The sequence below is a fragment of the Streptomyces agglomeratus genome (assembly GCF_001746415.1).
GTDB lineage: Bacteria > Actinomycetota > Actinomycetes > Streptomycetales > Streptomycetaceae > Streptomyces > Streptomyces agglomeratus.
In genome coordinates this window covers 4,814,862-4,837,500 of sequence record NZ_MEHJ01000001.1, presented here as the reverse complement: position 1 = coordinate 4,837,500, position 22,639 = coordinate 4,814,862, and the positions used below count along the sequence as shown (strand labels likewise).

The following is a 22,639-nucleotide window of genomic DNA, read 5'->3' as shown; positions in this document are numbered from 1 at the left end:
CGGCCTGCGGGTGGTGCGGGACGACGGTGGGCCGATCCGGTTCCGGCATGCGCTGGTGCGGGGCGCGGTGGGGGGCGTGGAGATCTTGATGACCTTCGGGGTCGTCGCGTGCATCGCCTCGCTCGTGTCCGAGCGGGGGCGGCGCCTCGGCGACGTGTTCGCGGGGACTCTCGTCGTACGGGAACGGGTGGCCGCGGGGCGGGTGGGGGCGGTGCCGCCTCCACCACCGTGGCTCGTGGGGCGGTTCGCGGGACTCGATCTGTCCGGGGTGCCGGATGGGCTCTGGCTGGCGATACGCCAGTACCTGACGCGGATGGGGCAGCTGGACCCGCAGGTGGGTGCGGCCATGGCTGAGCGGCTGGCCGGGGACCTGGCGGCGCGTACGGGGGCGCCCGCGCCGCGGGAGGTGCCGGCGGCGGCGTATCTCGCGGCTGTGGTGAACGAGCGGCAGGGGCGGGATGTGCGGCGGGGGTTCGGGGGCGCGGGGGCGTTTGGTGCGGGTGTGGCTTCGGGGGCCGGGGCTGCTGGTGATGCTGGGGTGATTGGTGGGGGTGCGGCTCCCCCGGCTGCGGCTCCGGGTGCGGCTCCCCCGGCTCCGGGTGCGGGTGCGGCTCCTTCGGGTGCGGCTCCCCCGGCTCCGGGTGCGGGTGCGGCTCCTTCGGGTGCGGCTCCGGGGCAGGGTGGGGTTCGGGCTGGGGCGGGGGCCGAAGCGGGGGGATCGTCGTCCCGGACCGGGTTCGCGCCGCCTGCTTAGCGGCTTCCCTTTCCCGTATTCGGCTCCCCTGCTGAAACTGGGGCTGTGCCCCCGGAACGCGTTCCTCTGACGCCGGACGGGCTGAGCGGTGACGGCGACGCGGGCTGTTCCTCACGGCGAACGGGCCCTTGCCCGGACCGGCCACCCGACCGTAGCGGTGGGGACGGAGACCGGTGGCCACCGCGCGGGCGCTCCTTCGCAGCGCCTCGCCCCTGCTCGGGCACCAGACCCGCATCGGGCGTCCGGTGAGGTGGGGTCAGAGGAAGGTCGAGGGTGGGGTTTCCAGGTGCTCCAGTTCCAGGCCGGGGGCCGCCAGGACCACGTCGCCGGCGATGTGGATGTGGTGTTGCTCCCCGGTGTCCAGGGCGTTGACCTGGTATTCGTCCACCATCAGGGGGCCGTTGTCAGTGGCGTGCGCTTCACTCTTCAGCAAGGCCCAGGACTGGTCGATCGTGCGGGGAGCCAGGACCGGGTCGGTGAAGGCGACGAGGCGGATGCGAGTGGCGCGGGAACCGGGGGTGAGGCGCAGGAGACGGGTCGCGGCGACGAGGAATGCGGGGGATGTGCCGGTGAAGGTGTGGGCGGGGACGTTGCCTTCGGTGGCGTGGGTGCCGGTCGGGTCGGTACGGACCCAGGTGACGCCGTCGATGGCCGCACCGCGGACCTGCCAGCTCGAGGCGTGCAGTTCCAGGCGGATGGGGCGGCCGAGATCGTCGATGGCCAGGTCGACGGAGCCGGCGTGGTCGCCGGAGGGGGTGGTGATCTGCGAGACGTAACGCCAGCCGGAGGGGCCGGGGGCGCAGTGGAAGTGTTCTTCGCCGAGGGGGGTGTGGTCGTGCGGATCGTGGAGTGAGTATCGGCCTCGGGGCATGGGTCTGTCCGGTTCTTCGGGTCCGACATGGGGCAGGCCCCCGGCACGGGGGTGCGGGGGCCTGCCTGACAGCTACTGCTGCTGGGTGCTGAGCGGGTGGCTCAGTAGCGGTAGTGGTCGGACTTGAACGGGCCCTCGACCTGGACGCCGATGTAGGCGGCCTGCTCGGGGCGGAGGGTCGTGAGCTTGACGCCGAGGGCGTCGAGGTGGAGGCGGGCGACCTTCTCGTCGAGGTGCTTGGGCAGCACGTAGACGTCGGTCGGGTACTCCTCGGGCTTGGTGAACAGCTCGATCTGGGCCAGGGTCTGGTCCGCGAAGGAGTTGGACATCACGAACGAGGGGTGGCCCGTCGCGTTGCCCAGGTTCAGGAGGCGGCCCTCGGACAGGACGATGATGACCTTGCCGTCGGGGAACTTCCACGTGTGGACCTGCGGCTTGACCTCGTCCTTGACGATGCCGGGTACGGCGGCGAGGCCGGCCATGTCGATCTCGTTGTCGAAGTGACCGATGTTGCCGACGATGGCCTGGTGCTTCATCTTGGCCATGTCCGCGGCCATGATGATGTCCTTGTTGCCGGTCGTGGTGATGAAGATGTCGGCCGTGGAGACCACGTCGTCGAGCGTCGTCACCTGGTAGCCGTCCATGGCTGCCTGGAGCGCGCAGATCGGGTCGATCTCGGTGACGATCACGCGGGCGCCCTGGCCGCGCAGCGACTCGGCGCAGCCCTTGCCCACGTCGCCGTAACCGCAGACGACGGCGACCTTGCCGCCGATCAGCACGTCGGTGGCGCGGTTGATGCCGTCGATCAGGGAGTGGCGGCAGCCGTACTTGTTGTCGAACTTCGACTTGGTGACGGCGTCGTTCACGTTGATCGCCGGGAAGAGGAGGGTGCCGTCGCGGTGCATCTCGTACAGGCGGTGGACGCCGGTGGTGGTCTCCTCGGTGACGCCGCGGATCTCGGAGGCCAGCTGGGTCCACTTCTGCGGGCTCTCGCCGAGGGTGCGGTTGAGGAGCGTGAGGATGTGCGCGTACTCCTCGCTGTCCGCGGTGGAGGGGTCCGGAGCCGCGCCGGCCTTCTCGAACTCGACGCCCTTGTGGACGAGGAGGGTGGCGTCACCACCGTCGTCGAGGATCATGTTCGGGCCGCCGGTGGGCGTGTTCGGCCAGGTCAGGGCCTGCTCCGTGCACCACCAGTACTCCTCCAGGGTCTCGCCCTTCCAGGCGAAGACCGGGACGCCGGCGGGGGCGTCGGGGGTGCCGTTCGGGCCGACCGCGATGGCCGCCGCGGCGTGGTCCTGAGTCGAGAAGATGTTGCAGGAGGCCCAGCGGACCTCCGCACCGAGGGCGACCAGCGTCTCGATGAGAACGGCCGTCTGCACGGTCATGTGCAGGGAGCCGGTGATGCGGGCGCCGGCGAGCGGCTGGGTGGCCGCGTACTCCTTGCGGATCGACATCAGGCCGGGCATCTCGTGCTCGGCGAGCGTGATCTCCTTGCGGCCGAAGGCGGCGAGGGAGAGGTCTGCGACCTTGAAGTCCTGGCCGGTTGCGACAGTCGTCATGCGGGCTGCTCCTCGTGGCTGTGGGTCGAGGTGGGTACGGCTGACTCTGCGGGCGGCGGGCATACGAGTGCCCGGGCGCTCGCAGCGCAGTCCGTCGGAGGCCCTCTCTCCCTCGGCCGGCCCACTGGACCGCCCGACCGCCATCAGCAGCGACGTCTGGCTAGGTCACGAATCTACACCGATCGGCCCAGTGGTCCCCAGCCCCCCTGGTCAGGCTGTGGCCGAAAGCCGGATGACGGCCGGGTTCGGAACGTGCCGGGTTCGGAACGTGCCGGGTTCGGAACGTGCGGTGGCCGGTGACGAGGGCGGCCTTCTCGTAACGGGACCTCCTGCCCCGTTGACCGATTGTGATCCTTAGCATGTGCGAGCACATACGGGCGCGAGGGTGGGGGCAGCATGCGGCGGGTGGCAGTGGCGGGCGGGCGGCGCCCTGGGAGAGGGCTCGGGGTCGCGGCGGTCGTGCTGCTGCTGACCGGGGCCGTGCTCGTGACGGTGGGGCTGGTGGTGGGACGGGGCGGGCACCAGGCGTCCGAGGTGGGCAGCGGGAGCATGGACCCGACGTACCGGCAGGGCGACACGATCGTCACCGAGGAGATCGGCGGCGATGACGTCCGGCGCGGCGACGTGATCCTCGCCTCGATTCCGGAGCGGGTGCCTGACGGGCTCTCCTTGCAGCGCGCCGTGGCGCTGGGCGGCGACCGGGTGGCCTATCGGCGCGGGGACGACACGTTGACCCTGAACGGGCGGCCGCTCCGCGAGCCGTACGTCAGGGACGGCGAGCCGGGCGACGGCATGACGTCGTTCGACGTGACGGTGCCCGAGGGCCGGATGTTTCTGCTCGGCGACAACCGGGGGAATTCGCGCGACTCCCGTTACTTCCTCTCCGAGCAGTCCGGCACGGTCGCTGTGAGTGCCGTGCGCGCCCGGGTCCTCGACGACTGGACGGCTCCGGTACTGCTCGTCGCGGGCGGGTTCGCCGGCGTCGTGCTGTTCCTCGTTGGTGCGGGGCTCGGGGTGGCTTCGCTGGTGGTGGGCCGCCGGAGAGCGGTTCCGGCGCCGGCGCCGGCGGCTTGGGGCGCGGTGCCGCCGCCTCCGGTGAGGTGACATCGCGCGAAGGCCCCCGCCGGATCGGCGGGGGCCTTCGTCACGTCGTACGGGCGTCACGTCGTACGGGCGTTACCGGCGTACCGGCGTCAGTGTGCGGACGGGCCGCCCGGCGTGGTGGCCGGGTTCTCGCCCGCCGCGGCCGCCGCCTCGCTGTAGATGTCCGGCTCCAGGTAGATCACCCGGGCGATCGGGACGGCCGCGCGGATGCGGTCCTCCGCGGCGTTGATCGCGTGGGCGACCTCGGTGGCGGTCTCGTCGTGCCGGACCGCGATCTTGGCGGCGACCAGCAGCTCCTCCGGGCCGAGGTGCAGCGTGCGCATGTGGATGACGCGGGTGACCGTTTCGCCGTCGACGAGCGCGGCCTGGATCTTGTCCACGTCCTCCGTGCCCGCCGCCTCGCCGAGGAGGAGCGACTTGGTCTCGGCGGCCAGGACGATCGCGATGATGATCAACAGGATGCCGATGCACAGGGTGCCGATGCCGTCCCAGATGCCGTCGCCGGTGGCGATCGCGAGGCTGACGCCGACGAGCGCCAGGATCAGACCGACCAGCGCGCCGAGGTCCTCCAGGAGGACGACGGGCAGCTCGGGGGCCTTTGCGCGGCGGATGAAGTCCTTCCAGGACAGGTTGCCGCGCGTCTGGTTGGACTCGACGATCGCCGTACGGAAGGAGAACGACTCCGCGATGATCGCGAAGACGAGGACGCCGACCGGCCAGTACCACGCCTCGATCTCGTGCGGGTGCTTGATCTTCTCGTAGCCCTCGTAGATGGCGAACATGCCACCGACCGAGAAGAGCACGATGGAGACCAGGAAGGCGTAGATGTAGCGCTCGCGCCCGTAACCGAAGGGGTGTTGGGGGGTCGCCTCGCGCTTGGCCTTCTTTCCGCCGAGCAGCAGCAGGCCCTGGTTGCCCGAGTCGGCGAGCGAGTGCACGCTCTCCGCGAGCATCGAGGACGAGCCACTGAAGAGGAACGCCACGAACTTGGCTACTGCGATCGCGAGGTTGGCGGCGAGTGCCGCCACGATCGCCTTGGTTCCGCCTGACGCACTCATGGGTGCCGGATGTCCCTTCCTAGGTGCCGCGGCCCTGGCGCCGCCGTACGGCCGCACATTGTTGCAGCTTGTCGCGGCGGCCTGTGCGGACGGTACGTCAGGCGACCACTGTGGCGCGGAAGAGTGTGCCCGTACCGGACAATTGGGCTGATTCGCCTGCCGGTACGAAGACCGACTGGCCTGGAGTGAGGGTGGTTTCGCCGGCGCGGACCTCGCCCGCGGTGCAGAGCAGGATCTGTGGAGTGGCGGACGGGAGGGTGCGGGGCGCGGCGCCCGGTGCCAGGACGTAGCGCGAGAGCCGGAACTCGTCGATCGGGGTGTCGTACAGCTCTTCACCGGTGGAGGACGACGCCTCGGGCCGCAGGATGCCGGGGTCGCGGGCCTCGAAGCGGACGATACGGAGCAGCTCGGGGACGTCCACGTGCTTCGGCGTCAGGCCGCAGCGCAGGACGTTGTCCGAGTTCGCCATGATTTCGACGCCGAGACCGCCGAGGTAGGCGTGCGGGACGCCGGCGCCTAGGAAGAGGGCCTCACCGGGCTGGAGCCGTACGTAGTTCAACAGCATGGCGGCGATGACGCCGGGGTCGCCTGGGTAGTGGTGCGCGAGCACCGCGTACGGGGCGTACGCGCCGCCCAGGCGGGCCGCTGCGGCCGCGGCGGACGTCACGGTCTCGGCCATCTCGGCGCGGTCCGCCGCCAGCACGGCGGTGAGGATCTCACGCAGGGCGGCCTCTTCGGGGTGGGCGTGCAGGAGGTCGACGTACGGCTTGAGGGAGTCGACGTCGAGTCCGGCGAGTACGTCGGCCGACTCGGCGGGGGCGCGGAAGCCGCAGAGGCCCTCGAAGGGGGTGAGGGCGCAGATCAGTTCGGGCTTGTGGTTGGCGTCCTTGTAGTTGCGGTGCGGGGCGTCGACCGGGACGCCGGCGCTCTCCTCGGCGGCGTACCCCTCTTTCGCCTGGGCCAGGTCGGGGTGGACCTGGAGGGACAGGGGGGCGCCGGCGGCGAGGATCTTGAGGAGGAAGGGAAGGCGGGGTCCGAACTTTCGTACGGCGGCCTCGCCCAGTTCGGCTTCGGGGGCGGCTTCGATGACTGCCGAGAGGGTCTGTTCGCCTGCGCCGCGGTCGATCCTGGAGGGGCCGCCGGGGTGGGCGCCCATCCACATCTCGGCCTGGGGCTCGCCGGTGGGGGCAGTGCCCAGGAGGGCCGGGATGGCTGTCGTGGAGCCCCACGCGTAGGGGCGCACGGTGTTCGAGAGGCGGTCCATGGGGCTTCCCCTGGGTGTGGTGACGCTTGCGTTCGGTGGGTGCCGCGTGCGGTGGTGGTGCCGCGCTCCGCTGTGGGTGGCGCCGTGCGGGGGGTCGTCGGGTGCGGCCCGGCGCGACCCGGCGCGGTCAGGTGCTGGTGCTGGTGCTGGTGCTGGTGCTGGTGCTGGTGCTGGTGCTGGTGCTGGTGCTGGTAGTCATGATCACCCTGCGGAAGCGAGCGCCAGGTAAACGGCGGCGAAATCCGTGATGGCGAGCATCTCTGCGAGGTTCTCCAGCTCGCTGCCGTCCTCCGGTTCGATCTCGCTGATGGCCGTGTCGTGGCTCAGCGCGAGTTCGCGGGCGGCGGGCGCGGCGGTCATTCCACCGGTCGGCCTGTCCCGGAGGAGCACCACGCGGGCGTGCAGTGCCTGGGCTTCGTTCACGCGGTCGCGGAAGAAGTCGTCGGGGTCGGCGCCGGCGGCGAACGCTCCCGAGAGCAGGACGCCGTGGGAGGGGAGGGCCTCCGGAAGCTCGGCGGACAGCGCGGGCCTGCCGGCCAGTTCGGCGAGTACGGCGGCGAACCGCCGGCCGACGGGTCCGGCGTACGCGCCCTCAGTCCAGATGAGCGGCAGCGAGTCGGCGAGCTCGGACGCGAGGGTCTTGGCCGGATTGCTGTACATCGCGAGGGCCGGCCCGCAGCGTTGCGCGGTGCGGTCGAGGCGGTCGGCGACGAGCCGCAGGGTGTCCGGGGGCGCGGTGATCAGGCCGAGGCGGTCGAAGAGGACAAGAAGGGGGGTGAGGAGCGCCCAGAGCGCGCCGGGGCCGGTGGCGGTGCCCTCGTCGTACTCCTCGTACGGGGCTGTCGCCATCGGTACGACGAGACCGTGCACCCCGTTGACGGACTCGCTCAGCGGCGAACGCTGCGGAGCCACGGCCACGACCGTGCAGCCGCGGCGGTACGCCTGCTCCGCGAGGACCGCGAGGCCCGGTTCGGCGCCGTCGGGGGTGACGAGCAGGAGCAGGTCGACGGAGCCCGCCCAGCCGGGGAGCGCCCAGCGCAGGGCGCCTGCGGCGGGGGCGACGCCGGTGGAGTGGAGCCGGGTGACGGGGCAGGCGGCGCCGGCGAGCGCGGCGAGCAGGTCGGCCACGCCGTTCGCGGCGGTGCCGGGGCCGGCGATCAGTACGGCGCGGGGGCGGCCCTCCGGTTTGATCTCGGCGAGGCCGGCCTCCGTTGCGTGCCGGGCGGCGGTCCGTACGCGGGCGCCTGCCTCGGCGGCGCCGCGCAGCAGGCCGCGGCGGTCGGCTCGGGCCAGGGACTCCGGGTCGTCGAGCAACGACTCGTCGAGCATGGTGCGGGCCTCCGATCGCCGGGCGCGCGGCCCCGTGGTGGGGCGCTGCGCGGGGTGGTGGGGTGGAGCGGGGGGCGCGTGCGGGCGGGGCGTGCGGGCCGGGCCGGCGGGCGGCCCGTCGCGCGGGCCGGCCGTGTCAGGCGGGGCGGCGGGCCTCGTCGACGAGGAGCACCGGGATGCCGTCCCGTACCGGGTAGGCCAGGCCGCAGTCCTTGCTGGTGCAGATCAGCTCAGGCGTGTCCGCGGTGGACGCGTCGCTGAGGGGCGCGCGGCAGGCGGGGCAGGCGAGGATCTCCAGAAGGCCGGCTTCGAGCGGCATGGGGTGGGTCCCTTCGAACATGCGGATACGGCGGTACGGATTGGGCCAGCTCAGCCTACCGCCGGGTGGGGGGCGGCGCGGGGTGGCGGGGGCGGGTGTTCCTCGCCGCGTTTCGCGCGGCGTGGGATCGGTGCCCCGGGCGGGCTCGCCGCCGGGGCGAACTGCGGGCGCGGCCGGGCCGGGCGGGTCCGCTGCGCGGAGCGTGGGACCGCCGGGTGGGGCCGGGCTCGGCGTGGGCAGTGCCGGGGGCGGTCGGGTCGGGGGTGGATCGGTGCGGGCGTTGTGGGGCCGCTGCGCGGGGCTTCCCCTACCCGCCCCTTCCCGAACTGGGGGGCAAGGGGTGCGCGTCGGGGCCGGCTCGTGACGCGCATCCCGGCTCGGTCGGGCCTCGCCGGAGCAGCTCGCGCGTGCCGGCGTCGCCGGGTCCCGGCCCTCCGGCGGGCCCCCGGCCCGGTTTCTACGTGCGGATCAGCGCCAGGGCCGCGTCCCTCGTGCGCGTCATCGTGAGCTCGTCCCTCGCCTCCACGTTCAGACGCAGCAAGGGCTCGGTGTTCGACGGGCGGAGGTTGAACCACCAGTCGGCGGACGTGACCGTCAGGCCGTCCAGTTCGTCGATGGTGATCCCGTCTCGCCCGGCGTACTCCGCCTTGACCGCCGCCATGCGGGCCGCCTGGTCGTCCACCGTCGAGTTGATCTCGCCGGACCCCGTGTAGCGGTCGTACTCCGCCACCAGGTCGGAGAGGGTGCCGGCCTGCTCCCCCAGGGCCGCCAGCACGTGGAGGGCGGCCAGCATGCCCGTGTCCGCGTTCCAGAAGTCCCGGAAGTAGTAGTGCGCCGAGTGCTCGCCGCCGAAGATCGCGCCGGTACGGGCCATCTCCTCCTTGATGAACGAGTGGCCGACGCGGGTGCGGACCGGGGTGCCGCCGTTCTCCCGTACGACCTCGGGGACCGACCACGACGTGATCAGGTTGTGGATGACCGCGCCCTCGCCCCCGTGGCGCGCCAGTTCGCGTGCCGCGACCAGCGCCGTGATCGCGGACGGCGAGATGCCCTCGCCCCGCTCGTCCACGACGAAGCAGCGGTCCGCGTCACCGTCGAAGGCCAGACCGAGGTCGGCTCCGGTCTCGCGGACCTTCGCCTGGAGATCGACGAGGTTCTTCGGGTCGAGCGGGTTGGCCTCGTGGTTCGGGAACGTGCCGTCCAGCTCGAAGTAGAGCGGGACCAGTGTCAGGGGGAGCGACGCGAAGACGGTGGGGACGGTGTGGCCGCCCATGCCGTTGCCCGCGTCCACCACGACCTTGAGGGGACGCATCGACGACAGGTCGACCAGGGAGAGGAGGTGGGCCGCGTAGTCCGTCAACGTGTCCCGCTGAGTGATCGTTCCGGTCGTCGGTACTGACGCTGCCGGCGCCGGCGGATTCGCCGACCACTCCTCCACCAGTGCGCGGATCTCCGCGAGGCCCGTGTCCTGGCCCACCGGCGCCGCTCCCGCCCGGCACATCTTGATGCCGTTGTACTGCGCGGGGTTGTGCGACGCGGTGAACATCGCGCCCGGCAGCCCGAGGCTCCCGGAGGCGAAGTACAGCTGGTCGGTCGAGCAGAGGCCGATCTCCGTGACATCCACACCGCGCGCCGCCGCCCCGCGTGCGAACGCCCGCGCGAGCCCGGGCGACGAGGGCCGCATGTCGTGGCCGGTGACGATGGCGTCCGCCCGCGTCACCTGCGCGAAGGCGGCTCCGAACAGCTCGGCCAGAGACTCGTCCCACTGGTCGGGGACCACTCCGCGCACGTCGTACGCCTTGACGATCTGCGACAGATCGGCGCGATCAGCCTGGTCAGCAGCCACGGCCAGCCCTCCCTGAAGTCCATTTATGTCGCCCTGAGGCTACCCGTACGGGCTAGTGCCCCGGCTTCAGGAGTCCGGAGAGCGCAGGACGCGCAGATGGCCGCGGCGCGCGACCTCCATGGGATCAGCGGTGCGGGCGTGGACCGCTTCCGCCGCGCGCTCGTGCGGCCTGGCGGCCTCGCGCACGGCGTTGGCGAGCGCTTCGAGGTCGTCACCGCTCGGGTGGGAAGGCGCGGAGCCGTCGACGAGCCGCAGGACCTCCCAGCCGCGCGGCGCGGTCAGCCGATCCGAGTGCTCGGCGCACAGGTCGTAACAGTGGGGCTCGGCATAGGTGGCGAGCGGGCCGAGGACTGCGGTCGAGTCCGCGTAGACGTACGTCAGTGTCGCGACGGCAGGGCGGCCGCACGCAGTGCGCGAACAGCGACGTACAGGGCTCACGACGTTGGACGGTACCGCACTCTTGAGCGGGCCGCGACGACTCTCCCCCACGTCACTCCACCGTGTCGCGACTCTCGCTTCGCCCCAGTGGCCCCTTGCGCAACTGCCCTGACCTGCGCCGAGAGCCGTGCGCACAGGCGGTGACGGGGTCGTGACCAGTCGCCACTTGGGGCAAATGCCGTCAAGCGATGCGTGATCGACGGTCGCGTACGGGCGTGAAAACGAGCCCAACCTTGGCTGGAATGCTCAATATGCGACATGCCGTCAGGGGCCCCTCCGGCGCGTTCCCACCACCCCGATGAGGGCTACCCTGCGTCAGTGATGGACAGTCCCGTACCCCCCCTCCCCACCGGCCCGGGGCCCCGGCGGCGCGACCGCCACGGGCGCGGCATGCGCGGCCCGGTGGCCCCGCCCCAGGTTCCCCTCTCGACCAGCAGGGCCGCCGCTTTCGGCGACCTCGTGCAGGACTCCGTGGAGCGCCTGGAACGGCGGTGGCCGCAGCTCGCCGAGGTCGACTTCCTGGTACTCGACGTGCCGCCCGCGGGGGGCGGCGGCGACGATTCCGACGGCTGGGCCACCGGGTCCGTACCTCTCGGCGGGATGATCGCCGCGACGAGCAGTCATCCGGCGCGCATCGTCATCTACCGGAGGCCCGTCGAGATCAGGACCAAGAGCCGGGACGAGCGCGCCATGTTCGTGCACGAGATCGTCGTGGAGCAGGTCGCGGAACTGCTCGGGCTGTCCCCCGAGTCGGTCGATCCGCGGTACGGAGACGGGGAGGGGCGGGACTGACGGACCGGGATCGACGGACCGGGCCGCCGGAACGGGCGCCGGAACGGACTGGCGGAACGGGCTGGAGGAAACAGGCTGCGGCTCCGGCTTGCGGCTCCTGCTTCCGTTCGCGTCCGCCGGCCCGGTCCCCCGCCCGGCCCGGTCCCCCGCCCCGCTCAGTCGTCCAGTACCGACAAATCCTGTTCGGCCTCCGGCACCGAGACCGTCCCGCGGTCGTCGGGCATCGTCTGCACCGTGAACATCGGGACGCCGTCCTCGGGCAGTTCGAGCATCCGCGACGCGTGCACCGGGCCGCCCGACCGCGGTTCGACCGTCAGCGCGTACGAGCCCTTGAGCCCGGACGGCACCGGCGGCTTCACCGCGAGCGTCGTTCCCGCCTTGACCTTGTACGTCTCGACGACCGGCTCACCGCCACCGCTGCCCGCCGACGCCGTCACCCTGACCTCGGCCGCCGCGCCCGGCGCGGTGAGCGAGAGCGTCGAGCCCTTCGCGCGGTTGTCGGCCACCGTGGCCCGCCCGCCCACCTGACCGGTCGCCGGGATGTACGCCACCTCCTGGGCGGCGCCCTTGCCGCGCACCACCCGCAGCGCGGCGACCACCGGCGTCGCCCGGCCCTTCGAGACCGGGCTCAGCAGCAGCGACCCCGGCTCGCCCTTGGTGACGTCCTCCAGGTCGACGGCCGTGGTCATCCCCGCCTTGACGTGCAGGGTCTCGTGCCCGGCCGGTGTGATCGAGCCCGTCGGGCCCGCCAGCCGCACGTTCAGGTCGGCGTCGTCCTCACCGGGCGCGAACACCACCAGACGTACGGACGTCGCGTCCTTCGGGACACCGGGCAGCACCGCGGCGCCCGCCGCCTCGGCCGACGCGGCCAGCCAGTCGCTTCCGCCCTGCTCGTCCACGGCCTGGACGACGGCGCCTACGCGGCCGGTGCGGGTGGTGACGTGGACGGTCAGGTCCTCGGCGCTGTCGGCGCCCAGCGTCGACAGCAGTACGGGCACGCTGGACCTGGCCGGGACCGTGATGCCCTCGCCCGCATCCGACTCCAGCGCGCCGTCCTCGCCGAACAGCTCGATGTCGGCGACGGCCGCCGTGTCGTCCGGGTTCGTGAGGTGTACGTAGTCCTGCCGGTCCTTCGCGGTGCTCGCGCCGGCGAACCAGAAGCTGGTGTCCGGCGCGGTGCAGCTGACTCCGAGTACGCCCCGGCCCTGGCCGGCCGTGACCTTGGTGGTCTGCTGGGCGGTCCAGCCGGGGGCGAGACGGCCTTCGGCCGAGCCGACGAGGGCGGGGGCCTCGGCGGTGTTCGCCTCGGCGGTGACGGGCTTGCCGGGCTCCTTGAGGGAGAGGACCGGCTTCCCGGGGGCCTTGTCCCGGCCCTTGGAACCCTCGGCGTCCTTCTCGCCCTCGCCCTTGTCCTTGTCCTTGCCGTCGTCCGGGGCCGCGAGGGTCGCGTCCGTGGCGACGAGATCGGCGGAGCCCGCCCCGGCGCTCGCGTCCGCGTCACCCTTCCCCGCCGGAGTGAACGACGTGTACGCCGTCTCCGCGAGATCGGACGCGCTGGGCGCCGGGCACAGCAGGCTGGAGCGCTCCACCGGCATCCGTGCCGGGGTCCTCGCGCCGGCGGTCGCCTCGGTCGTGCCACCGCCGGGGGCGGAGACCACTGCGAACCCGGTGACCGCCGCGAGGGCGGTGGCGGCGGCGATCAGGGAGAGGGTGGTGCGGTTCATCGGTTGTCGCTCCCGTCGGGACGCTGCTCGGGCTCATTGCCGTCGGCGTAGGGCTGCGGCGGCCGGGGCGGCTGCTGCTGCCCGTAGCCGTACGGGTCGTACTGGCCCTCCTGATAGGCGTCGGGCGCCGGGTACTGGCCGTCCGGGTACTGACCTTCCTGGTACGGGGCTTCCTGGTACGGCGCTTCCTGCTGGTACTGGCCCTGGTCGTACTGGCCCTGGACCTGGCCCTGGTCGTACCCGGACTCCTGGTAGGGGTCGGCCCCGTACTGTCCTCCGTCGCCGTACTGGCCCGGCACCTGGTACGGGTCGCCCTGGTACTGCTCGCCGCCGTAACCTTGCTGCTGCTCCGGCCGGCCGTACTCGGCGCCCGCGTAGGACTGCGCGTCCCACTCGCCGTACTGCTGCTGCGGCGGCACCGCCGCGTACACGGCGGTCCCGTCCGGCTCCTGGGGGGTCCGGAGCGCCTCGGCGTACGGGTCGGCGGCCGGCGGGGCGGGGGTCTGCTCCCCCTCCTCCTCGTCCACGTCCGTGCCGGGGGCGTGCGGTGCCTCGGCCTGCGCCGCCGCGCGCAGCCTGCGCGCCCTGCGGCCCTCGCCCGCCACCGGCTGCGCGGGCACCTCGTACTCCTCCTCGGGCAGGTCGTCGTCGACCTCCCGGCGGCGGCCCGGAAGGGCGAGCACCACGAGGAGCAGGGCGAGGCCGACCTGGGTCCAGATCCACACGGTGTGGGTGACGGGGGCCTCGTACGTGAGGTCGAGCCGGCCGCCCTGGGCGGGCAGCTCGAAGCCCTGCGCCCAGCCGTCGACCGTCTTCTTCTCCAGTACGGTCCCGTCGAGCGTGGCCTGCCAGCCCTCGGCCGCCGAGTCCGCGATGCGCAGGACGCGGCCCGCCTCGCCGGCGGGGATCTTCGTGTGCGCCTCGACCGGGCTCGACGCGACGGACAGCGGCTCGCCGCCCTCCTTGGCCGAGACGATCGTGGCCCGCGCGACCTGGCGGTCGACGCGCCACAGCGCGCTGCCGTCGAGCTGGCTCAGCCGGCTCAGGCCGGGCGTCGAGTCGAGGACGCGGCTCATGGCGCGCGGAGCGCCGTCGCGCACGAGGACGTAACGGACGGCGTACCCGCCGAGCTGGTCGGCCTGGTCGGCGCCGGAGCCCGCCACGAGATTGGAGACGATCTTGTCGAGCCGCGGGCTGCCACCGCCCGCCTCGGTGAGCTCCCCGTCGCCCAGGCGGGCGCCGGAGCCGCGTACGAGGGTGTACGAGACCTTCGTGGCCGACGTGCCGCCGAGGACCAGCGTGCGCGCCTGGTCGCGGGTGCCGCTCTCCTCGGCGACGAACGCCGGGACCTGCACCGGATCGCGCCGCTCCAGCGGTCCGGCCGCGCCGCCGATCATCCATCCGGCGGCCGCGAGCAGCGGTCCGGCGGCGGCGGCGAAGGCGATGAGTACGGCGACGGGCTGGCGCCAGCCGAAGCTCTGGGTGGCGACGCGTTCGCGCGCGCCGTCCGCGCCGAGGACGGTGGCGCCGATGAGCGCCAGACCGTAGACGAGGGTCGCGGGACCGGCCCAGCCGCCTTCGGTGCTGTTGGTGAACACGGCGAAGAGGAGCGAGACGATCGCCACCACCCACGCGCTGCGGATGGCGAACGTCCGCTCGCCGCGGAGCAGGGCGGCCAGCGCCGTCAGGACGATGCCGATGAGCAGCAGTCCGCCCGCCGCCTTGGGGCCGCCCGGGCTCGTGCCGAGCAGGTCGAGTGCGCCGGCCGGACCCGTACTGAAGTCGAGGCCGGCCTCGCGGAAGAAGGCCGAAGGGCTGGTGAGCAGGGAGAGCGACCAGGGGGCGAGCATCAGCACGGGGGTGCCGAGCGCCGCGACGAAGCGCAGTCCGTACGCCGTGATGTCGCCGCGCCGCAGCACCAGTACGCCGATGCCGAGCACCAGCGCCATCGGCCACACGACCGGCGTGAACGCCATGGCGAAGGTCAGCAGGAGCGCGTACGCCCAGACGGCGCGCCAGCTGGAACGCGAGCCCCCGGCGCGCAGACCGCTCGCGGCGACGGCGCAGCGCGCGATGAGCGGCAGCAGGATCGCCAGGACGGCCGTACCGAGACGGCCGGTGGCGAGGGCGCCGGTGGCGGCGGGCAGGAAGGCGTACGCGACGGCCGCCCAGGCGCGAAGCAGCCGGGACTCGACGAGCGGACGCGAGACGAAGTAAGCGGCGAGGCCGGCCAGCGGCACCGAGCAGACCAGCAGCACGGTGAGCGCGAGTCCGGTCGAGCCGAGGAAGACGGCCGACAGGGCGGCGAGGACGCCGAGGTAGGGCGGCGCCGTCTGGGTGCCGCCGGTGCCGATGGGGTGCCAGACGTCGGCGTACCGCGACCAGAGGTCTGACACGTCGGCGGGCGCGGGCAGCAGTGCGCCGCCGGCCAGCGAACCGCCGCCGAGGAGGCCGCGGCAGGCGATGAGGGAGACGAAGAGGAGCAGCAGGAAGAGCACCGGGCCGGGCTTGCGGGCGATCCGCTTCAGCCGCGCGAACTGCTCGATCTCCATGTAGTCGGCGTCGTCGCCGCCGGGGCCGGACTCGACGACGCCGTGCCGCGAGCCCGAAGCCGATTCGGGCTCGGAGCGGGAGCCGAAGCTGCCCGCGACCTGTTCGACGGTCGCTCTGATCGTCGCGCCGGTCGGCGGGAAGAGCGGCCGCAGTTCGCCCGCCTCGACCTTGCCCTTTCCGCGCCGCTTGCGGGCCGCGAGGATCTTGCCGGGGCGCAGCAGGGTGCCCATGAGGCCGGTGACTTCGTCGACCGCCTGTCCGGGGACCTTGCCGAGGAGGTAGGCGAGCGTGCGCAGCAGGGTGCCGAGGACCAGGCGCAGCATGACGTACGGGAGGGCGGCGGCGCGCGCGTTGACGAGCATCGCGTAGACGGCGCCCGCCTTGTCGACGCGGTGCGGGTTGGCGACGGAGCGCCCGGCGCAGTCGATGGGCCTGCGCTCGCGGGCGGACGCCTCGGCGTGCCGCAGTACGGCGTCGGGGGCGACGAGGACGCGGTGGCCGGCGGCGTGGGCGCGCCAGCAGAGGTCGACGTCGTCGCGCATGAGGGGCAGGCGGCGGTCGAAGCCGCCGAGTTCCACCCACACGTCGCGGCGGATGAGCATGCCGGCCGTCGACACGGAGAGTACGGAGCGGACCTGGTCGTGCTGGCCCTGGTCCTGCTCGCGGCGGTCGAGGCCGGTCCAGCGGCGGCCGCTGTTGGCGATGGAGACGCCGACTTCGAGGAGCTGCTTCCTGTCGTACCAGCCGCGGAGCTTGGGTCCGACGATGGCGGCGTGCTCGTCGGAGTCGGCCACGCGCAGCAGTTCGGCGAGGGCGTCCGGTTCGGGCGCGCAGTCGTCGTGCAGCAGCCAGAGCCACTGCACGGGTTCGCCGTGCGGGAGTTCGGGCATGTCGTACGCGTCGTCGCGCCACGACCTGCTCACCGGGTCCCAGCCGCTGGGGCGCTTGAGGTAGGGGAGTTCCTCGGGTGTGAGGACCTGGGCGGTACGGACCGCCTCGTCGACGGCCGTGCCGAAGCCGGAGCGGCGTGCCAGGTGCAGCACGCGGTCGGCTCCGATGGCCTCGGTGACGAGTTCGGCGGATTCGTCCGCGCTGCCGGTGTCGGCGGCGACGACGTTCTGTACGGGGCGTTCCTGGCCCAGGAGCCCGGCGAGGGCGTCGGGCAGCCAGCGCGCTCCGTCGTGGGAGACGAGCACGGCGGTGACGACATGCCGGGGGAACTCGGGAGCGGCCGCCGCGTACGGCGCCGACGTTTGGCTGTGCACGGACATCGGGGTACGGGCCCTCCGGCCGGGGTCCGGGGGTCGCCCCCCGGAAGGCTGCTGTCTTGACTGCGTCGACGCGCGCGACCCTTGGGGGCGTTGATGCGTCTCGGACAGCGCCCCACACTAACGGCTGGGCAACACAACGGTCCGCCGCCTGCGGCCTGGGGCCGGGCGACGGACCGGTTGATACGTGCACGCTTGTGCCATTTGATCGATAAGGCGTCGGCGCGACTCTGTGTGACGGTTTTGGCGCGTGTCCGGGTGTGACCGGTTTGGCGCGAGGCCGGGTGCGACCGGTTCGATGCGGGCCGGGTGGGCGGGCGGCGCTGCGGCCGGGTGGTCCGGTCGGCGCGGTGCCGGGTGGCGGGCGCCGGTCGGGCGCCGGCTGGGCACCCGGGAGATCCGGCGGCGAGATCCCGCGGGTGGGTGGGCGGTCCTGCGGGTGGTGAGCGGTCCTGCGGGTGGTGAGCGGTCGTGCGGGTGGTGAGCGGTCGTGCGGGTGGCGGTCGACAGTCGAGAGTCAGACCGCGGCCTTTTTCAGTCGTCGGCGTTCGCGCTCGGACAGGCCGCCCCAGATTCCGAAACGCTCGTCGTTCGAAAGTGCGTACTCAAGGCATTCCGAACGGACTTCACAGGCGAGACAGACCTTCTTGGCCTCGCGGGTGGAACCGCCCTTCTCGGGAAAGAAGGACTCGGGGTCGGTCTGTGCGCACAGGGCGCGCTCCTGCCAGCCGATTTCCTCGTCCGCGTCCTCGACCAGCAGTTGCTGGAACAGCTCGGTCATGTGCGCCCCTCGTCTGTCTTTGCTTCCCCGTGTTGTAGTCGTTGCCGTTTTCGGCCGAACGACACGAGTGAAATTACAAGTGTGCGGATCCGAGGCAGTCAAGCCGAGATCTGCTATTGAGCCGGTTATTCACTCTGCGGAACCAAAGCTATGCGGAAAGTGTTCAAATCGCCAAAAACTGTGACACATGCCACCGGCTCATCCGCGCCCCCTCATCAGGCTGAGATGCGGCGGGGTTTGATCTTGTTGCAGCCGGCCCGTGGAAGCGATCCGGATCACACGCCGGAACGATGTTTGCTCGCACGGTTGATGCGCCACATCTCCGCGCTGCGGGCTGCACAAACCTTTCTCCGCACCCATTAACCGGATGAGGTGAAACATTACCCCCAAAACGGTCATCAGGTTGACAGGGAGTGAGCAAGCAGGTCTCCTTGAACACATGCCAGTGACCGCAGTGCTCCCCCGGACCCACGCTCGTGGGCTCCGTCGCGCTGTCCAGGTCGGTTTTGGCTGTTGCTGTTGTTGTTCCAGCTGTTGAAGCCCGCGCGCTCCGGCTGACTCTCCGTAGCTAACCGCTACACCTGTTTTGCGACTCGCCCCGCGACGTGCCCCACGTCCCGCGACACCTCTCCTTGCGACACCCCAGCACTCATGCCGAGGAACCCCCGCACCATGAACAGCGACAGTGACCTTCAGATCGCCGGCGACATCCTCGCCGTCCAGCACCTCCTCCAGCCCGCCCGCGAGCACCCGGCCACCGTCGCCGAGTTCGCCGGTCTCGCCCGTTCCATCGCTGCCGACCGTGCGCAGTGGGAACACCTCATCTCGTACGACGCCACCAGCCGCTGGTACCACCGGCTGCGTACCGGACCCGGGTACGAGGTCTGGCTGCTGAGCTGGGTGCCCGGACAAGGCAGCGGTATGCATGATCACGGGCGGTCCTCCGGCGTCCTGACCGTCCTCGACGGTGAGTTGAGCGAGCGCACGGGAGGCACGGGGGCGCAGCGCACGCTGGAAGCGGGCGCGCAGCGGGTGTTCGCGCCCGGATACGTCCACGAGGTCGTCAACGCCTCGCTGGAGCCGGCGGTCAGCCTGCACGTCTACTTCCCCGGCCTCACCGAGATGCCCATGCACGCGGCGCGGTGCTCGTCGCCGGCCGCCGAGTCCCCGGACGTCGTACCGGCCTGACAGACTGCTGTGCATGCGCATTGTGGTTCTGGCAGGCGGTATTGGTGGCGCACGCTTCCTCCGCGGCCTCAAGTCGGCCGCGCCTGACGCGGACATCACCGTCATCGGCAACACCGGTGACGACATTCATCTGTTCGGGCTCAAGGTCTGCCCCGATCTCGACACCGTGATGTACACCCTCGGCGGTGGCATCAACGAGGAGCAGGGCTGGGGGCGTGCGGACGAGACCTTCCAGGTGAAGGGCGAGCTCGCGGCGTACGGCGTGGGGCCCGAATGGTTCGGGCTCGGCGACCGCGACTTCGCGACGCACATCGTCCGTACGCAGATGCTCGGCGCGGGTTATCCGCTGAGCGCGGTCACCGAGGCGTTGTGCGAGCGGTGGCAGCCCGGGGTGCGGCTGCTGCCCATGTCCGACGACCGGATCGAGACGCATGTCGCCGTCGATCTGGACGGCGAGCGCAAGGCGATCCACTTCCAGGAGTACTGGGTACGGCTTCGCGCGTCCGTGGACGCGCAGGCGGTCGTGCCGGTGGGGGCGGAGCAGGCGAAGCCGGCTCCGGGGGTGCTGGAGGCCATCGGCGCGGCCGACGTGATTCTCTTCCCGCCGTCCAATCCCGTGGTGAGCGTGGGCACCATTCTCGCCGTGCCCGGCATCCGTGAGGCGATCGCCGACGCGGGGGTGCCGGTCGTGGGGCTCTCGCCGATCGTCGGGGACGCGCCGGTTCGTGGCATGGCCGACAAGATGCTCGCCGCGGTGGGCGTCGAGTCGACCGCTGCGGCCGTCGCCCGGCATTACGGGTCCGGGCTGCTCGACGGGTGGCTCGTCGACACGGTGGACGCGGGGGTCGTGGACGAGGTGGAGAGTGCGGGGATCCGGTGCCGGGCCGTTCCGCTGATGATGACCGACGTGGAGGCTGCGGCGGCGATGGCCCGGGAGGCGCTGGAGCTGGCCGGGGAGGTGCGGGCGTGAGCTCGGCGGGGGCGGAGTTCAGGTCTGGGGCGGGGCTGGGTCCGGGTGATTGTTCGGGTTCCGGTTTCGGTTCGGGTTCGGGTTCGGGTTCGGGTTCGGCGTCGGGTCCTGGTTCGGCTTCCGTGCCTCGGCAGGCTTCCGGCGAGGGTTCCGTACCGGTGCCCGGGTTTCGCGTGTGGGCACCTGCCGGGATACCCGAGGTGCGGGAAGGCGACAACATCGCCGCGCTGATCGCGGCCACCGGCGCGGGGCTTGCCGACGGTGACATCCTGCTCGTCACTTCCAAGATCGTCAGCAAGGCGGAGGGGCGCGTCCTGGAGGCGGCCGACCGCGAGGCGGCCATCGACGCGGAGACGGTACGGGTCGTCGCGCGGCGCGGAACCCTTCGTATCGTCGAGAACCGGCACGGGCTGATCATGGCCGCCGCCGGAGTCGACGCGTCCAACACCGCCGCCGGAACCGTGCTGTTGCTGCCGGCGGATCCCGATGCTTCGGCCCGCTCGATCCGGGACGGGCTGCGGGACGCGCTCGGGGTGGAGGTCGGGGTCGTCGTCACGGACACCTTCGGGCGGCCCTGGCGCAACGGCCTGACGGATGTCGCGATCGGCGCGGCCGGTGTCCGGGTCCTCGACGATCTGCGGGGCGGGACGGATGCGTACGGCAACCCGCTGAGCGTGACCGTCGTCGCCCTCGCCGACGAACTGGCGGCAGCCGGTGACCTGGTGAAGGGAAAGGCCGAGGGGCTGCCGGTGGCGGTGGTCCGGGGGCTCTCGCATCTCGTGGACGGTGAGGACGCCGGGACCCGTGCGCTGGTCCGGGCGGCGGGCGACGACATGTTCCGGCTCGGGACGTCGGAGGCCGTACGGGAAGCGGTCACGCTGCGGCGTACGGTGCGGGACTTCACTGACGAGCCGGTGGATCCGGCGGCGGTGCGCCGCGCGGTCGCGGCGGCGGTGACGGCGCCTGCGCCGCACCACACGACGCCGTGGCGCTTCGTGCTCCTGGAGTCGGAGAAGTCGCGGGTGGCGCTGCTCGACGCGATGCGGGACGCGTGGGTGTCGGATCTGCGGGCCGACGGGAAGTCCGAGGAGTCGATCGCCAAGCGGGTGCGGCGGGGCGATGTGCTGCGCCGGGCTCCGTATCTGGTGGTGCCGTGCCTCGTGATGGACGGCTCGCATGTGTACGGGGACGCTCGCCGTGACGCGGCGGAGCGGGAGATGTTCGTTGTCGCGGCCGGCGCGGGTGTGCAGAACTGCCTGGTGGCGCTGGCGGGCGAGCGGCTGGGGTCGGCGTGGGTTTCGTCGACGATGTTCTGCCGCGAGGTGGTGCGGGACGTGCTGGGGCTGCCGGAGGGCTGGGACCCGATGGGGGCGGTCGCGGTGGGGCACGCGGCGGTGGCGCCGAAGGATCGGCCGGCGAGGGATGCGGCGGCGTTCATCGAGGTGCGCTGAGGCGGGGGCGCGTGGGCGGTAGCTTCGTGGGCGGGGGCTTCGGGGTCGGTGCCGCGCCGGGGCGTCTCCTCGGGTGCCGAACCTTCGGGCAGCGCTGCGGTGTGTTCGCGGTGGTTGCGTTCGACACCCTGCGGGGAGCGCCCCGACACGGCCCCTCCCGGCACCGCCGAATGCGTCGCGGGGGCTCCGGGCGGGGGACTCGGGGTCGGTGCCGCGCCGGGGCGTCTCCTCGGGTGCCGAACCTTCGGGCAGCGCTGCGGTGTGTACGGGCCCGTTGCGTTCGACACCCTGCGGGGAGCGCCCCGACACGGCCCCTCCCGGCACTCCTGGAGGCTGCGGGGGGCGGGTTACAGGGCCGCTATGTTGCCCGGGGTCATTCGGGGGGCGCGGCGGGGTGGGGTGCGGCCGGAGAGCAGGATCAGGCGGGCCGCACGGTGGCGCTGGCCCGCGTACGGGGCCAGGAGTTCGAGCATGGCCGCGTCGTCCGCGTGGCGGTCGCCCGCCAGGGCGTAGCCGACCGTGCTGGGCAGGTGGTAGTCGCCGACCGAGACCGCGTCCGGGGCGCCGTTGCTGCGTTGCAGGGTCTCCGCAGCCGTCCAGGGACCGATGCCGGGGATCAGTTGCAGGCGGGCCGAGGCGGCCTCCAGGGGCATCGCCGACGCCTCCTCCAGGCGGCGGGCCACCCGTACCGCCCGCAGGACCGTCGCCGAGCGCTTGCTGTCGACGCCCGCGCGGTGCCACTCCCAGGACGGGATCAGGGACCAGGTCCGGGCCGAGGGCACGACGTACATGCGGCCGTCCACCGGGCCCGGTGCCGGATCTCCGTACTTGCGGATCAGCAGGCGCCACGCCCGGTACGCCTCGTCCGTGGTGACCTTCTGTTCCAGGACGGAGGCGATCAGGGATTCGAGGACCAGGCCGGTGCGTCCCAGCCGCAGGCCCGGGCGGCGGCGCCACGTCTCGGCCACGACGCGGTGGCGCGGCTCGAAGGCGGAGGGGTCATCCAACGAGCCCAGCAGGGGTGGGAGTGCGTCGAGGAGCCAGTCGGCTCCGTCGCCCCAGGCGGTCGCCTCCACCGCGCCGGCGCGCGCGGCGATCCGCAGGGTGCCCGGTCCGGCCGGCGTGCGGGACGTGCGCCAGAAGGCGCCGTCGGGGGTCGTACGGAACGTCGGGTCGCCCGGGCCGCGGCGCAGTGGGCCGAGCGCCAGGGCGAGGTCGAGCGGTCCCGGTGGCGTCCAGGTCCGCGTGAGCCCGGCCGGTGCGGGGAGCGGTGTCCGCGTGCTCTGGTGCGGGACGGCCGTGTCGCCGCCCCGCACCGTGGTGCGGGTGACGGGGCGGGGCGCGAAGCGGCCTGACACGGGTGGCGGTCC

Annotated in this window: 18 protein-coding genes (1 of these 18 running past the window's edge); 6 read left to right on the top strand and 12 right to left on the bottom strand. The window is 72.5% G+C overall.

Annotated elements, in window-relative coordinates; genetic code table 11:
* Positions 1–754 carry the 3' portion of an RDD family protein gene (locus AS594_RS21075; protein ID WP_069935218.1) on the top strand. The gene continues 266 nt to the left of window position 1, outside the view, so 754 of the gene's 1,020 nt are visible here — the last part of the coding sequence; its start codon lies off the left edge, out of view; the stop codon is at positions 752–754.
* 256 nt (positions 755–1,010) lie between these two features.
* Here AS594_RS21075 and AS594_RS21070 read toward each other — a convergent pair whose 3' ends face one another.
* Positions 1,011–1,625, bottom strand: coding sequence for a hypothetical protein (locus AS594_RS21070; RefSeq protein WP_069935217.1), 615 nt, complete (start codon positions 1,623–1,625; stop codon positions 1,011–1,013).
* Positions 1,626–1,726: 101 nt separating this feature from the next.
* The gene (ahcY, locus tag AS594_RS21065) at positions 1,727–3,184 is read right to left on the bottom strand and encodes an adenosylhomocysteinase (RefSeq protein ID WP_069928517.1); all 1,458 of its coding nucleotides are present in this window, start codon (positions 3,182–3,184) and stop codon (positions 1,727–1,729) included.
* A gap of 396 nt (positions 3,185–3,580) precedes the next feature.
* Here ahcY and lepB point away from each other — a divergent pair, with 396 nt between their 5' ends.
* On the top strand, positions 3,581–4,288 hold the full coding sequence (gene lepB / locus AS594_RS21060; RefSeq protein WP_079144485.1) for a signal peptidase I: 708 nt from the start codon (positions 3,581–3,583) through the stop codon (positions 4,286–4,288).
* Positions 4,289–4,377: 89 nt separating this feature from the next.
* Here the strand turns inward: lepB and AS594_RS21055 are convergent, their stop codons facing one another.
* The 6 genes from AS594_RS21055 to AS594_RS21030 all read right to left on the bottom strand — a co-directional run bounded on the left by AS594_RS21055 (position 4,378) and on the right by AS594_RS21030 (position 10,593).
* The gene (locus tag AS594_RS21055) at positions 4,378–5,346 is read right to left on the bottom strand and encodes a cation diffusion facilitator family transporter (protein ID WP_069928516.1); all 969 of its coding nucleotides are present in this window, start codon (positions 5,344–5,346) and stop codon (positions 4,378–4,380) included.
* A 97-nt stretch (positions 5,347–5,443) separates the two neighbouring features.
* A complete protein-coding gene (gene manA, locus AS594_RS21050) occupies positions 5,444–6,610 on the bottom strand; it encodes a mannose-6-phosphate isomerase, class I (protein WP_069928515.1) in 1,167 nt (388 codons plus the stop codon).
* Positions 6,611–6,811: 201 nt separating this feature from the next.
* Positions 6,812–7,939, bottom strand: a complete 1,128-nt coding sequence (locus AS594_RS21045) for an SIS domain-containing protein (protein WP_069928514.1) — start codon at positions 7,937–7,939, stop codon at positions 6,812–6,814.
* A gap of 136 nt (positions 7,940–8,075) precedes the next feature.
* On the bottom strand, positions 8,076–8,258 hold the full coding sequence (locus tag AS594_RS21040) for a Trm112 family protein (RefSeq protein ID WP_069930660.1): 183 nt from the start codon (positions 8,256–8,258) through the stop codon (positions 8,076–8,078).
* A 457-nt stretch (positions 8,259–8,715) separates the two neighbouring features.
* Entirely contained in the window at positions 8,716–10,104 is a 1,389-nt protein-coding gene (locus tag AS594_RS21035; RefSeq protein WP_069928513.1) for a phosphomannomutase/phosphoglucomutase, read from the bottom strand.
* Positions 10,105–10,170: 66 nt separating this feature from the next.
* Positions 10,171–10,593, bottom strand: coding sequence for a DUF3499 domain-containing protein (locus AS594_RS21030; protein ID WP_069928512.1), 423 nt, complete (start codon positions 10,591–10,593; stop codon positions 10,171–10,173).
* Positions 10,594–10,863: 270 nt separating this feature from the next.
* Between AS594_RS21030 and AS594_RS21025 the strand changes: the two genes are divergently transcribed.
* Positions 10,864–11,334: a metallopeptidase family protein gene (locus AS594_RS21025; RefSeq protein WP_069928511.1), complete on the top strand. Its 471-nt coding sequence runs from the start codon at positions 10,864–10,866 to the stop codon at positions 11,332–11,334.
* A 155-nt stretch (positions 11,335–11,489) separates the two neighbouring features.
* Here AS594_RS21025 and AS594_RS21020 read toward each other — a convergent pair whose 3' ends face one another.
* From AS594_RS21020 to AS594_RS21010, 3 genes are all read right to left on the bottom strand, one after another.
* Complete coding sequence (locus tag AS594_RS21020; protein WP_069928510.1) at positions 11,490–13,058, bottom strand: DUF5719 family protein; 1,569 nt, start codon at positions 13,056–13,058, stop codon at positions 11,490–11,492.
* Positions 13,055–16,882, bottom strand: a complete 3,828-nt coding sequence (locus AS594_RS21015; RefSeq protein ID WP_069935216.1) for a glycosyltransferase family 2 protein — start codon at positions 16,880–16,882, stop codon at positions 13,055–13,057. Before AS594_RS21015 ends, AS594_RS21020 begins: the two co-directional genes overlap by 4 nt.
* Before the next feature lie 514 nt (positions 16,883–17,396).
* Complete coding sequence (locus tag AS594_RS21010; RefSeq protein WP_028810740.1) at positions 17,397–17,660, bottom strand: WhiB family transcriptional regulator; 264 nt, start codon at positions 17,658–17,660, stop codon at positions 17,397–17,399.
* A 672-nt stretch (positions 17,661–18,332) separates the two neighbouring features.
* Between AS594_RS21010 and AS594_RS21005 the strand changes: the two genes are divergently transcribed.
* The 3 genes from AS594_RS21005 (at position 18,333) to AS594_RS20995 (ending at position 21,269) form a co-directional block, all read left to right on the top strand.
* Entirely contained in the window at positions 18,333–18,848 is a 516-nt protein-coding gene (locus tag AS594_RS21005; protein WP_069928508.1) for a cysteine dioxygenase, read from the top strand.
* Positions 18,849–18,861: 13 nt separating this feature from the next.
* Positions 18,862–19,818, top strand: a complete 957-nt coding sequence (gene cofD, locus AS594_RS21000) for a 2-phospho-L-lactate transferase (protein ID WP_069928507.1) — start codon at positions 18,862–18,864, stop codon at positions 19,816–19,818.
* 122 nt (positions 19,819–19,940) lie between these two features.
* Positions 19,941–21,269: a coenzyme F420-0:L-glutamate ligase gene (locus tag AS594_RS20995; RefSeq protein WP_069935215.1), complete on the top strand. Its 1,329-nt coding sequence runs from the start codon at positions 19,941–19,943 to the stop codon at positions 21,267–21,269.
* A gap of 347 nt (positions 21,270–21,616) precedes the next feature.
* Here the strand turns inward: AS594_RS20995 and AS594_RS20990 are convergent, their stop codons facing one another.
* Positions 21,617–22,627 (bottom strand): DNA-3-methyladenine glycosylase family protein, encoded by a 1,011-nt coding sequence (locus tag AS594_RS20990; RefSeq protein ID WP_069928505.1) that lies wholly within the window; start codon positions 22,625–22,627, stop codon positions 21,617–21,619.
* Positions 22,628–22,639 lie beyond the last annotated feature (12 nt).

Excerpts from the sequence above, each read along its gene's own strand:
- AS594_RS21045 (WP_069928514.1), bottom strand. The coding sequence starts at position 7,939 with ATGCTCGACGAGTCGTTGCTCGACGACCCGGAGTCCCTGGCCCGAGCC.
- AS594_RS21020 (WP_069928510.1), bottom strand. The coding sequence starts at position 13,058 with ATGAACCGCACCACCCTCTCCCTGATCGCCGCCGCCACCGCCCTCGCG.
- AS594_RS21010 (WP_028810740.1), bottom strand. The coding sequence starts at position 17,660 with ATGACCGAGCTGTTCCAGCAACTGCTGGTCGAGGACGCGGACGAGGAA.
- AS594_RS21040 (WP_069930660.1), bottom strand. The coding sequence starts at position 8,258 with ATGCCGCTCGAAGCCGGCCTTCTGGAGATCCTCGCCTGCCCCGCCTGC.
- AS594_RS21005 (WP_069928508.1), top strand. The coding sequence starts at position 18,333 with ATGAACAGCGACAGTGACCTTCAGATCGCCGGCGACATCCTCGCCGTC.
- AS594_RS21070 (WP_069935217.1), bottom strand. The coding sequence starts at position 1,625 with ATGCCCCGAGGCCGATACTCACTCCACGATCCGCACGACCACACCCCC.
- manA (WP_069928515.1), bottom strand. The coding sequence starts at position 6,610 with ATGGACCGCCTCTCGAACACCGTGCGCCCCTACGCGTGGGGCTCCACG.
- cofD (WP_069928507.1), top strand. The coding sequence starts at position 18,862 with ATGCGCATTGTGGTTCTGGCAGGCGGTATTGGTGGCGCACGCTTCCTC.
- AS594_RS21025 (WP_069928511.1), top strand. The coding sequence starts at position 10,864 with ATGGACAGTCCCGTACCCCCCCTCCCCACCGGCCCGGGGCCCCGGCGG.
- AS594_RS21015 (WP_069935216.1), bottom strand. The coding sequence starts at position 16,882 with ATGTCCGTGCACAGCCAAACGTCGGCGCCGTACGCGGCGGCCGCTCCC.
- AS594_RS21055 (WP_069928516.1), bottom strand. The coding sequence starts at position 5,346 with ATGAGTGCGTCAGGCGGAACCAAGGCGATCGTGGCGGCACTCGCCGCC.
- ahcY (WP_069928517.1), bottom strand. The coding sequence starts at position 3,184 with ATGACGACTGTCGCAACCGGCCAGGACTTCAAGGTCGCAGACCTCTCC.
- lepB (WP_079144485.1), top strand. The coding sequence starts at position 3,581 with ATGCGGCGGGTGGCAGTGGCGGGCGGGCGGCGCCCTGGGAGAGGGCTC.